Raw genomic sequence first — 10,780 nt, 5'->3', positions numbered from 1 at the left:
TCCTCACCCCGGCCCAGGCGCAGGCCTCGCTACTCACGGACGCGGACCTCGGCGCCCCCTGGACCCCGACCCAGGGCACGGCGACCTGGCGGGACACCCTGCTCAAGGCGAAGGCGAAGGCGACCACCCCCGACTGCCAACGCCTCCTGGACGCCCTCTACGCCGACGAACTCCTCGGCACCCCCGCCACCACCCAGGCGGCGACCGCCCTGGACGACACGGACGACGAGGCCCAACTCCGTTACCAGGTCGCCGCGTTCAAACCCGCGGACGTGAACCGCACGATGACCTGGCTCACGTCCCTCCCGCAGAAATGCGCGAACTTCACGGCGACGACAACCCGCTCCGGCACGCAGACCGTCCAGGTCACGGCGGCAACCCTCCCGACCGTCGGCGACGCCCGCGAGGGCCTCCACCTCACCCTCACCGGCACCACCCCCGAGGGCGACCAGACCACCCTCACCCTCGACACCGCCGCCGTCCGCGTCGGCGACGACACCATCACCGTCACGAACGGCGGCCTGGGGAACGTGCCCGTGGACGCGCTGGGCCGGGCGTTGGAGATCGGCGCGCAGCGGCTGACGGACGTACAGAAGCAAGGTCGCGTACAGGTCTAGGCGTCGACGGGTCGACGCGCCCGCGCCGACCGCCCGTCCAGGTGCACCACCACACTCGCGTGAAAACGGTCCACGGACTCGTCGACGCTGCGGATGAAGCCCGATTCGGCGGTCCCCCGGGTGTTGCCCATGCCCCTGAACAGGGACAGCCGGAAGCCGGTGATCTGCGCCCCGTTCCTGGGGAGGATGTCGGCCGGTTCGGGCCGCAGGCGTTCCAGCGTCCCGCGCGGCCCGCCCGGCTGTCCCTCCAGCAGGGTCTCGACATGCAGATCGGCCGGTGCCTCGGCGAGCCGGCGCACCAGCCGCTTGGCCCAGGTGAGGGGGTAGCCCTGGTCGGGCGCGGCGATCTCGATGGACGTGCGCAGCTTGCCGGTGCGCAGGTCCGCGCAGAGGGCGAGGACACCGGGCGTGCCCTCGATACGGAGTTCGGCGTCGAGCCGGCCGTCGACGCAGAGCCGGTCCGCGAGGGCCGCGCGCCGCGATGCCGGATCGGTGCCGCGCTTGGCGCGCTGCACGGGCAGCACCTTCTCGCCGAGCTCACCGCCGAGCCGTAGACACACCTGCCGGACCAACCGCTCCCAGCTCTCTACGACTTCCACGGCGCGCGGGTCGCCCTGGCACAGGGTCTCCGCGTCGATCGCGTTGCGTACCGGGACCCAGGAGCGGCCCATGTTCTGGAAGCCGTGGCAGCCGGAGTTCTCGTGCTGGAGGTAGTGGAGCAGTTCCTGGAGCAGCCAGGCGTGCGCCGCGTTGCCGACACCCTCATGCCGGATCAACAGCTGTGCCTGGTGGGTGACTTCGGCCCAGGACAGATGCCAGAGCGCCACCTTGTGCTTGCGCCGCCCGTCGAGCTTGACCTCCACGAGTGGGCTGCCCTCCAGCTCGACGTCGTTGGAGAGCGTGATCACGGCCTCGTATCCGCGCCGGGCCGCTATGTCGGCGTAGGCCTGCACCTGGTCCGGCTTGAGGGGGTTGCCGTTCGTCTTCGTCTCGACGAGCGCGGTCCACAGCTTGCCCGCCCGCTCGACCCGGATCACCCCGTCGGGCCGCCGAGGGGACTCGCCGTTGGGCAGCGTGACCTCGGTGAACGTCTCCATCCGCCCGACCGGCGCGCCGAACGCGGCCGTCAACCGCCGCCCGAACTCCGGCACTTGGGCCATCACCGACAGCAGCACGGAGGTCGCCCGGGTCTCCCGCTCGTGGTCGCTCTTGAGCGCGGACGCGGGGAAGAGCCGGGCACTCCGCCAGGAGTCGTTCTCGGCGAGGGACTTCTTGGCCACCTTCGGCAGGGTGACCTTCTTCTTTGCCGTACGAGGACGGGCCGGGCGCGGAGCCGCCTCGGCTCCGCCACTCGCCTCGGGTACCGACTCGACCGCCGGGCTCGACGGCTGCGCGGGAATCACGGAGGCGGCTTCCGCCGTACGGACCGGGGATTCGGAGTCCGGCTCGGCGTCGGAATCAGAAACGCCCTCCATGTCCGCGTCCACGTCCACGTCCGTGCCCGCGTCGTCGTCGATGTCGACGCCGAAGTCCGTTGCCACGCCCGCCAGTCCGGACTCGTAGCCCTGTCCGATCGCCCGGAACTTCCAGTCCCCGCCCCGCCGGTAGAACTCGCCGAAGAGCAGCGCGCTGACCTCGCCGGGATCGTCGATCGCGAAGCACAGCAGGCTCTCGCCGGAGCCGTCGGCCAACGTCAGCCGCAGATCCTGGAGTTCGGAGAACCGGGCGCTCTCGTAACGGCTCGCCGCCACCACGATCTGTTCGACTCCGGCCGGAATCGCCGTCAGATCGAAGGTGATCCGGTCCTCGCTGCCGTCCGCCGTCGGTGCCTTGCCGAGCAGTTGGACGCTTCCGTCGGCGGCGACGGGGTTGTTGTAGAAGTAGAAGTCCCCGTCGCTGCGCACTTTTCCGTCCGCGGTGAGCAGCAGTACGGAGACGTCCGCGTCGCCCTCCCCGGTCGGACTGCCCCAGCTCAGGCTCATCATCACCGAGCCGGCGTCCTCGCTCAGCGACGCCAGACCGACGTTCCCACCCTTGACCATCTCGTGCATGAGGCCCCCCAGATGCACGGCCGCACAGCACTGCCGGCGGCCCCTGTTTCGTAGCGATGTGTGACGCGCTCCACACCCAGCGCATCAGAGGCACCATAACGCCCTTACTGCGCGGGAATCACCGGAAGCATCAGAACAAGTCACCGCTTGTCGTACGGGTCCGCCGGCTCCTTCACCTGCTTGACCTGAGCCGCCTTGAGCACCGGTGGCCACGCCCCGTCCGTGCCGAGCTTGCCCTTGGGGACCCACGTGCCGGTGACCGTGACCCAGCTGTCGGTCTGGGGAGCGCCGTCGGCTTCGTCGCCCCGGATCTCGACCTTGCTGATCGTCGCGTCGGCCGCGCAGCAGGTGACCAGGAGACGGGTGACGTACCAGGTGCCGTTCGAGCCGTGGGTCACGAAGCCGGTCATGCGGAGGGTGCGGCCCTTGAGGGAGTGGCCGGTGTCGTAGATCGCGCGGGAGCTGTACTGGGCGACCGAGATGTCCAGCGGGCTCCCGGCGGGAAGCGCCGAGAAGCTGCCCACGCCCTGCGCCGCCCGTTGTGCCTCCTCGCGCGACGCGCTGTACGAGCCCAGCGCCGGGGGCGGGAAGAGGAGCAGGGCGAGGGCGGGGAGGGTCAGCAGCCAGGCGATACGGGGGCCGCCGTGCGCGTGCGAGTGGGAATGGGAGTGGCCGTGCTCGTCCCCCGCTTCCTCCTCCCCTTCCTCCTCCTCGTGGTCGTCGTGCTCCTCGTGCTGCCGGTGCCGCATTCCTCGTACGGCCGCCGCCAGACCCAGCAGGATCAGCAGCGCCCCGGACACGATCAGGTACGGCCGCAACGCCGCCTGCACGTACCGCAGATACAGCTCGCTGAAGAGTGAGATCCGTAGGACCGCCCCGCCCACCAGCAGCAGGAGGACCGCCGAGCCGTAGCGCCTCACAGGAGCCACCACCCCACCAGCGTGCTGCTCGTCACGGCCACCACCCAGGTCGTCGAGGAGAATCGGAAGGCGAAGGAGCGGCCGAACGTACCCGCCTGGAGCGCGATCAGTTTCAGGTCGACCATCGGGCCCACCACCATGAACGCCAGTTTCGCCGCGGGCGAGAAGCCGCTCAGGGAGGCCGCGACGAAGGCGTCCGCCTCGCTGCACACGCACAGCACGACCGCCAGGAAGGCCAGCAGCAGGAGGGACAGCCAGGACGAACCCGTGAAGATGTCCAGGATCGAGCGCGGTACGGCGATGTTGAAGGTCGCCGCCGCGGCCGCGCCCAGCACCAGGAAGCCGCCCGCGTGCAGGAAGTCGTGCTGCAACCCGGCGACGAAGGCCTTCACACCCGTGGGGGACGAAGCAGCCGCCTGCGTGCGCTTCGGGAGGCGCAGCCACTCCTCACGGCCGAATCTCGCCCACAGCCAGCCCATCACGACCGCCGTCGCGAGGGAGGCGATCAGGCGGCCCAGCACCATCTTCGGCTGACCCGGGAAGGCGATCGAAGTGGCCACCAGGACAACCGGGTTGATCGCCGGGGCCGACAGCAGGAAGGCCAGTGCGGCGGCCGGAGCCACGCCCCGCCGCATCAGGCTGCTGGCCACCGGTACCGACGCGCATTCGCAGCCGGGGAGGACCACTCCCGCCGCGCCCGCGATGGGGACCGCGAGGGCCTGGTTGCGAGGGAGGAGCTTGGTGAACACCCGCTCGGGGACGAACGCGCCGATCGCCGCCGACACCACCGTGCCCAGCAGCAGGAAGGGGACGCCCTGGACGGCGACCGCCGTGAAGACCGTCCACCAGGCCGCCACCGCCGGGGTGTACAGGTCGATCGCGACCATCGGGCCGAGGACGGAGACGACTGTCGCGATCGCGATCAGCGCCGCGCCGCCGATGACCGCGTAGACCATGGCGCGTACGGCCAGGCGCAGGCCGTCGACCACGGTCCGTTCGTTCTGCACGCGCACGCGCCTGTCTCATCCCGTTTCGCACCACTACCGCTACGACTCGTCCGTCGCACGGTAACCGTCGGCGCTGTGCGGTATCCCCGATTTGTCAAAGAGGAGGCTGTGCGGGGGCCGGGCCGAGGGTCGTCGTGCCGGGGGCGGTGCGGTGGCCGAGTCCGGTGCGGTAGGCGTCCAGGGCCGCCTCCACCCGGCCGGTACGGCGCAGCAGGTCGCCGAGCATGCGGCACAGGTCGGCCAGGTCGCCGACGGCGCCCGCGCGTTCCAGCAGGCTGAGGGCGCGGACGTAGTGCTCCTCGGCCGCGTCGGTGTCGCGGGCGTCCTCGGCGATGATGCCGAGGAGGCGGTGCGCGGCGGCGGAGTGCAGGGCGCCGCGTTCGGAGCTGAGGTCGCTGAGGACGTCGTGGAGGAGGGCGGCGGCCTCGTCGGACTTGCCGCGTTTGTGGAGTACGTCGGCCAGCTCGACGGCGACCTGGCTGCTGTAGAGGGCCGCGCGCTTCGCCGTCAGCATGGCCAGCGCCTGCCTCAACTCGACCTCGGCGCGCTCCAGTTCGCCGTCCTGGGCGTAGACGTAGCCGCGCATCCAGTGGCAGTTGGCGAGTTCGGTACGGAACTGGAGCTGCCGGTACAGATCGGCGGCCTTGGCGAGGGAGGCGTCTGCCTCGGCAACCTTGCCCTCCGCTATCAGCGTCCGCGCCACCGACCGGTGCATGCGCGCGAGCAGCGCCGGGTCCGCGACCTGCGGCGCGAGCGCGAGCGCCAGCTCGGCCGCCTGGGCCGCCCTCGCGTGCGCACCCATGTCCATGTACGGCCCTATCGCACTCGCGTAGAGCAGCAGCAGGGCATCCGGGTCGTGCAGGCCACCCCGGTTCAGCTCGTCGAGGGTGGACTCCAACAGGTAGACGGCGTAACGGAGTTCACCGGTGAGGTAGTGGGCAACCGCACGGCCCCGGATGGCCGGGACGCGGGACGGGAGTGGCTCGTCGGCCAGTCGGTGCTCGGCGCGCTCGAAGTACAGGCGGGCGGCGGTCAAGTCACCGGTGTCGAGGCCGCATTCGCCCAGCCCCAGCAGCGCCACCGCCTCCTCGTCCGCGAGCCCGAGGGTCTCCGCCTCCGCGAGGAGACCGGCGTACTGCTCGGTGGCCTCCTCCGACTCCCCTGTGGCCAGGGTGCGTTGGGCCTCGGTCAGGCGCAGGCGCAGTTCGGTGGCGAGGTGGGCGGGGCGGCCGGTCGCCAACTCCTCGTAGGCGACGCCGAGTCGGCCGGCGAGGTGGCGCAGCGCGTCGTCGGAGGGGCGGACCCGGCCGGCCTCAAGCGTGGAGATGTACGCGGGCGTATAGGCGGGCTCGGCCAACTGCCGCTGGGTGAGCCCGCGTTCGTGCCGCAACTGCTGGACCCTGCGCCCGATGACTTCCGGGTCGTCCCGTCTCACCATGCATTAATCATGCCAGTAAGCCGAGTTACAGACTGGCGAGTAACTCAGTTACACGGAGAGCGAGTTGATGAATTCCTCGAAGTGGGCGCGGTTGATGGTGACAACTGCTCCGCCGGGGTTCTTGGAGTCACGGATCGCGACGCAGGGGGCACCGGTAGCGACCTCTACGCAGTCACCGCCGTTGCTGCCGCTGAAGGACGACTTACGCCACGCCGTAGCGCCGATGGGGGCGCACTCGACGCATTCGCCGCCATTGGTGCTGCTGTAGCTGGACTTACGCCACGTCTTCCGCCCGGTCTCCATAACGTTCCTCCATCACGCGCGCGATCAGGTCGGCGGAGTCCTCTACCGAGAGGGCATCGGCCTGCAAGCGAGCGTATCCGACCGAGCGCTCCCTGATGACTTCCGGGTTGGCGGTCATGTGCGCCTGGTCGTAGCCCTCGGAGTAGTGGATGTCAGGGTCGTCATCGAAGCGCAGGACGGTAAAGGAGCCCACCATCCCGGCGTGCACGCCCACGGAGAACGGCAGCACCTGAATATGGACCCAAGGGTTCTTCCGGTAGCTCACCAAGCGTGCGAGTTGTTTGCGCATGACCTCGCGGCCACCGACCTCGCGGAGCAGCACGGCCTCGTCGATGACGACCCACACCGCAGGCGGCTGCTTCTTCTCCAGGATGCGCTGCCGCTCCATGCGCGCCGCGACCAACTCCTCGACCATGTCCGGGTTTTCGACGGCCACCAGTGCCGCCGCATACTCCGGGGTCTGGAGAAGGCCGTAGACCACCTGGCACTGATACGTGGAGATGTACGCGGCCTTCGCCTCCATGTCGGCGAACGCCTGGAACCAGTTGGGGAGTTGGCTCCGCAGAACCATGCCGATCATGCGGGTGAAGGACCCGTCCGTCATGAACGCGGCGTCGAGGCGTTCGGCGAAGTTCCGGGTCGGGACCTTCTGGGCCGTCTCGATCTGCCCGATGAGCGAGCCGGTGCAGTAGAGGATCTTGCCGAGGCCCTCCAGCGTGAGACCCGCCGCTTCCCTCAACCGACGGCATTCATAGCCGAAGTAGTCCAACGGGGATGCGCTCGGGTCGAGTTGGCGAACGTGGACCATGCGACAGTCACCTCCGAGTAGTTACCGGCCTGTCGCCGAGAGTAACTACTTGACGCCGCCCAGGTGATGAGAATCACGAACTCTCCATAACGCTCGTAACGTACGGTGGAGAAATGTCCCCTTTGGCCAAGATCAGCGACTCGTACGCGCCGCGCTTCGCGGAGTTCGCGTTCGAGCCCGCCTTCGTGGCCGCGGTGGACCAGCATGTGGCTGAACTGCGCGAACGCCTCGCGGCGGGCGGCCCGGACCTGATGCCCCCGCCCCCGGACCACGCCGACCTCACGGACTACGCGCTCGGCTTCCTGGACGCGCTCGCGGAGCTGGACTGGCGGGAGCCGGTCGGCCACGACTACGCGGTGTGCAGGCTGACCGCCATCAGCTGGCTGGTGCACCGGCACGGGCTGCTCCCCGAGCAGCGCCACGGTGACTGAAAAAGGGTTTCCGGTGACTCAACTCGCCCTGAAGCCCTTCCCGTTGCGCACTCCGACCCTCTAAGTTAGGCACGCATTAAGCGTGCTTAACTCATCGCTGTCGTCGCCGTAGTTGTCGCTGTCACTGTCGTTGCGAGGTAGGTATGTCCGCGCGTTACGTCAGAGGATTCTGCGCCGCCGTCATCGCTGTCGCCGCCCTGATCGGAGCGGCCGCGGCGAGCCCGGCCAAGGCCGCGGGCCAGCCGGCCGAACACCACACGTCCCACTCCGCTCACTCCGGCGGAAGCATCACGTCCTCGCGCGGGTAACGCCTGCCGTCGCCGCGAACGCGAGCCCGGCCGGCGCGGCCGGGCCCCGTCCGGTTCACCGAGCGGCGCGGGTTCAGCACTTCCACGTGGCCCAGTACAGCTCGCCCTTCAGGGAGCCGTCCGACCACGCGACGGGCGTGTCGATGTGGATGCCCGAGGAGCCCTGGCCCGGGTAGTACCAGTAGTAGTGGCCGTTCGTGCGCTTGCCGTAGTGCGCCTCGATCCAGCCCACCGAGTGGCGGACCCAGGGCGCGAACCAGTACGCGCCCTTGTAGCCGGGGCGGATCGTGTTGGTGATGGTGCTGGTCGCGGTGCGGGTGTTGCCCAGGGTCCAGGTCTCGGAGGACGACGAGCTGGCGGACATGCCCGCCTCGAAGGTGTCCGAGAGTCCCGCGCTGACCTCGATGCTCTGGCCCTGCTCGTAGGAGTACGAGCTGTTCGTCGCGTAGCTGTAGGTCACGGCGTACGTGCCGTTGTCGGTGCCCCCGCAGTTCCCGACCACGTTGCTGGCCTGGTGCCGCTTGCCGAGCGCGGTCCAGGCGTTGACCTCGTGGTACTGGCACGACCTCGGCCAGCGGACATCGCCGTGGTGGTTGCAGCCGGCCAGCACGTCCGGCTTGTCGTCGCCCCAGCCGGGGCTGGAGTTGGCGCTGGCGGTCCCCGTGGAGACGGGAATGAGCACCAGGGCGAGAGCGGGCGCCAGCAGAGCCAGTCGTCGGCGGCCGCGCGGGAAAACCTTCATGGTCGTTCTCCTCGTCGATACGTCGGTCGGCGTTGCCGCCCGCCACGGGTGGCAACGCCTCCGATCGTCATCGCCGCGGAGTTGATCGGACAGTCCCGCCCGAAAGGCGAATCAACTCCGGAATCAACTCGGGATCACGGCCCTCACCTGCACTCACGTCGCGCTACATGCCGGACGACCCCGGCATGTCGTCCCGCCGCGAGTCCGTCCCCATGTCCGTGCCCATGCCCGTCCCCATGTCCGTGCGCTCGCGGACCGGCTGGTTGGTCATCGCGTCCTGGCGGCCCGACTGGTAGGCCGTGAGGCTGCCCTTCGCATTGGTGGTCTCGCGTTCCGCGGCCATCAGCATGCGCTCCATGCGCTGGCGCATCGGGGTGATCATGCCGCCGCCGACGCCGACGATCAAGATGCCGGCCACGGTCGCGAGGGCCGCGTAGAGCACCGGCTGGGTGACCGAGGTGGCGATGCCCGCCTGGCCGAGGGCCGCGATCACGCCGAGCGCCATGATGCAGGCCCAGACGATGGTCGCGAGCATCTTGCCGTACGACATGGAGGAGAGGGCGCTGCCCACGATGCCCCGGACCGCGTTGGCGATGGCCATCGCGACGACGACCAGGACGACCGCGACGATGCCGCGCGGGAGCCAGGCGACGATGCCGTTGATCATCGTGCTGACCGGGTTGGCGCCGAAGACGCCGAGCGCGAGCTGGAGGGTGATCAGCATCAGCGCGTAGTACACGATCTTGCAGACGATGCCGGTCATGTCGTACTTGGAGTCCCGCAAGTACCGTTCCGTACCGGCCCGTTCGGAGAGTTTCTCCGAGCCGACCTTGCGCAGCACCCGGTCCAGGACGCGGGCGATCATCTTCGACACGAACCAGCCGATGGCCAGGATGATCAGGAAACCGACGAGCTTCGGCACGAACTGCGCGACCTTCGACCAGGCGTCGTTCAGCCCCTGGGTGAAGTTGATGGCGAGGTTGGCTTCGGGAACAGCCATGGGCGGCACTTCCTTCGGTGGGTCCTAGTGGGTACGACCGGCCCCCTTGTTGTTATTCATCAGTGGAGCAGCGCCGTACGGGCGTGGCCGCGTGAGCTGGGCCGTACGGGTGAGGAGCGGCCGGATCAGCAGATACGGCGGTACGGCGCGTCCGGCACGTACGTCCGCCACTGCGCCCGCGTCAGCTCCGCGTTCCCCGTCCTCGCGCAGACCCGTGCCAGGGCCCGGTCCGGGTCCACGGCGTAGCGCTGGAGCGGGACATGGGCGCTGCCGGCGTAGACCGTGGTGCCGTCCGGGCTGAAGGCGAGGGACGTGATCGCCTCGCCCGGGGTCGTCAACGGGGCGCTGCTGAGCGGCTGTTGGGTGGCCACGTCCCAGAGCTGGAGGCTGCCGCCCGCACCGCCGACCGCGAGAGTGCGGCCGTCGGGGCTGAAGGCGACGGCCGAGACGCCTTCCGGGGCGGTGCCGGTCGGAGCGGTGCCGGTCGGGGCGGGGAACACGTTGCGCAGGACGCCCTCGCGGTGGCGCAGCCTTCCGTCCCACAGGTCGACCCGGCCCGACTGGTCGCCGACCGCGAGCGTGGAACCGTCCGCGGTGAACGCCGGCGCGCCGATCTCGTCGCCCTGCACGAGGTCCTGCCCCACGGACCGGCCCGAGGGCGGGCGGGCGACCCTGCCCTCGCCGACGAGCAGGCCGCCGTCCGGGCGGACGGCGAGGTGGCTGCCCGTGACGCCGGTCAGGACCGCGGTCCTGCGTCTGCGCGCGAAGTCCCATGTCTCGTCGGCGAGTTGGCCGATGCCGGAGGTGCGCACGGCGTAGAGGGAGTGGTGCGCGCTCGGGCCGAGCGTGAGTGCGATGACGGCATCGCCCGGCAGGTCCAGGGTCGCGAGGGATCTCCCCCGCGGCACGTCCCACACCTCGAACGGCTGCGCCACCGCTTCCCTCCCGGGCGCCGAGACGCCGTACGCGAACCGGGTGCCGTCCGGGCTGAACGCGGTCAGGGGAAGGGTGTCGGCGGGGACGGTCGGGATGCGACCTGGGCTGCGTGGGACGGACGAACCTCTGGTGTGCCAGTTGTTCTGCCAAGGGCATGGCTGGTTGGCTACGTTCGGGAGGGGTAACCGCTGAAAGAATCTAAGCGGGAAGCCTGCTTCG

Annotated in this window: 11 protein-coding genes; 2 read left to right on the top strand and 9 right to left on the bottom strand. The window is 69.8% G+C overall.

The window, feature by feature from the left end; translation table 11 throughout:
• A partial coding sequence (locus tag ACNFOC_RS43020; RefSeq protein WP_416964445.1) for a hypothetical protein occupies nucleotides 1-617 on the top strand: 617 nt, incomplete at its 5' end.
• Here ACNFOC_RS43020 and ACNFOC_RS43015 read toward each other — a convergent pair.
• From ACNFOC_RS43015 to ACNFOC_RS42990, 6 genes are all read right to left on the bottom strand, one after another.
• Nucleotides 614-2,668, bottom strand: a complete 2,055-nt coding sequence (locus tag ACNFOC_RS43015) for a TerD family protein (protein ID WP_416964444.1) — start codon at nucleotides 2,666-2,668, stop codon at nucleotides 614-616. The genes ACNFOC_RS43020 and ACNFOC_RS43015 overlap by 4 nt on opposite strands.
• Nucleotides 2,669-2,808: 140 nt before the next feature.
• Entirely contained in the window at nucleotides 2,809-3,588 is a 780-nt protein-coding gene (locus ACNFOC_RS43010) for a TIGR03943 family putative permease subunit (protein WP_416964447.1), read from the bottom strand.
• Nucleotides 3,585-4,544: a permease gene (locus ACNFOC_RS43005; RefSeq protein WP_416964446.1), complete on the bottom strand. Its 960-nt coding sequence runs from the start codon at nucleotides 4,542-4,544 to the stop codon at nucleotides 3,585-3,587. The genes ACNFOC_RS43010 and ACNFOC_RS43005 overlap by 4 nt, the downstream gene beginning before the upstream one ends.
• 145 nt (nucleotides 4,545-4,689) lie before the next feature.
• Entirely contained in the window at nucleotides 4,690-6,033 is a 1,344-nt protein-coding gene (locus ACNFOC_RS43000) for a helix-turn-helix domain-containing protein (protein WP_416964443.1), read from the bottom strand.
• 48 nt (nucleotides 6,034-6,081) lie between these two features.
• On the bottom strand, nucleotides 6,082-6,336 hold the full coding sequence (locus ACNFOC_RS42995) for a DUF397 domain-containing protein (protein WP_416964442.1): 255 nt from the start codon (nucleotides 6,334-6,336) through the stop codon (nucleotides 6,082-6,084).
• Nucleotides 6,308-7,144 carry a helix-turn-helix domain-containing protein gene (locus ACNFOC_RS42990; RefSeq protein ID WP_416964441.1) on the bottom strand — a complete coding sequence of 279 codons (837 nt, stop codon included), beginning with the start codon at nucleotides 7,142-7,144 and terminating at the stop codon, nucleotides 6,308-6,310. Before ACNFOC_RS42990 ends, ACNFOC_RS42995 begins: the two co-directional genes overlap by 29 nt.
• 113 nt (nucleotides 7,145-7,257) lie before the next feature.
• On the opposite strand from ACNFOC_RS42990, the gene ACNFOC_RS42985 reads away from it, so the two are divergent.
• A complete protein-coding gene (locus tag ACNFOC_RS42985) occupies nucleotides 7,258-7,575 on the top strand; it encodes a DUF6401 family natural product biosynthesis protein (protein WP_416964440.1) in 318 nt (105 codons plus the stop codon).
• 381 nt (nucleotides 7,576-7,956) lie between these two features.
• On the opposite strand, the gene ACNFOC_RS42980 is transcribed toward ACNFOC_RS42985, so the two are convergent.
• The 3 genes from ACNFOC_RS42980 to ACNFOC_RS42970 form a co-directional block, all read right to left on the bottom strand.
• On the bottom strand, nucleotides 7,957-8,625 hold the full coding sequence (locus ACNFOC_RS42980; RefSeq protein WP_416964439.1) for a hypothetical protein: 669 nt from the start codon (nucleotides 8,623-8,625) through the stop codon (nucleotides 7,957-7,959).
• Between the two features lie 163 nt (nucleotides 8,626-8,788).
• Entirely contained in the window at nucleotides 8,789-9,625 is an 837-nt protein-coding gene (locus ACNFOC_RS42975; RefSeq protein WP_416964438.1) for a mechanosensitive ion channel family protein, read from the bottom strand.
• Nucleotides 9,626-9,750: 125 nt separating this feature from the next.
• Nucleotides 9,751-10,780, bottom strand: a 1,030-nt coding sequence (locus ACNFOC_RS42970) for a WD40 repeat domain-containing protein (protein ID WP_416964437.1), incomplete at its 5' end; no start/stop codon positions are given.

Origin of the sequence: Streptomyces colwelliae (assembly GCF_048158785.1) — a bacterium.
Lineage (GTDB): Bacteria > Actinomycetota > Actinomycetes > Streptomycetales > Streptomycetaceae > Streptomyces.
This window is presented reverse-complemented; position numbering and strand designations above follow the sequence as displayed.

Bases quoted from the DNA above. Each gene is read 5' to 3' on its own strand.
- ACNFOC_RS42980 (WP_416964439.1), bottom strand. From the start codon at position 8,625: ATGAAGGTTTTCCCGCGCGGCCGCCGACGACTGGCTCTGCTGGCGCCC.
- ACNFOC_RS42985 (WP_416964440.1), top strand. From the start codon at position 7,258: ATGTCCCCTTTGGCCAAGATCAGCGACTCGTACGCGCCGCGCTTCGCG.
- ACNFOC_RS42995 (WP_416964442.1), bottom strand. From the start codon at position 6,336: ATGGAGACCGGGCGGAAGACGTGGCGTAAGTCCAGCTACAGCAGCACC.
- ACNFOC_RS42990 (WP_416964441.1), bottom strand. From the start codon at position 7,144: ATGGTCCACGTTCGCCAACTCGACCCGAGCGCATCCCCGTTGGACTAC.
- ACNFOC_RS43005 (WP_416964446.1), bottom strand. From the start codon at position 4,544: ATGGTCTACGCGGTCATCGGCGGCGCGGCGCTGATCGCGATCGCGACA.
- ACNFOC_RS42975 (WP_416964438.1), bottom strand. From the start codon at position 9,625: ATGGCTGTTCCCGAAGCCAACCTCGCCATCAACTTCACCCAGGGGCTG.
- ACNFOC_RS43015 (WP_416964444.1), bottom strand. From the start codon at position 2,668: ATGCACGAGATGGTCAAGGGTGGGAACGTCGGTCTGGCGTCGCTGAGC.
- ACNFOC_RS43000 (WP_416964443.1), bottom strand. From the start codon at position 6,033: ATGGTGAGACGGGACGACCCGGAAGTCATCGGGCGCAGGGTCCAGCAG.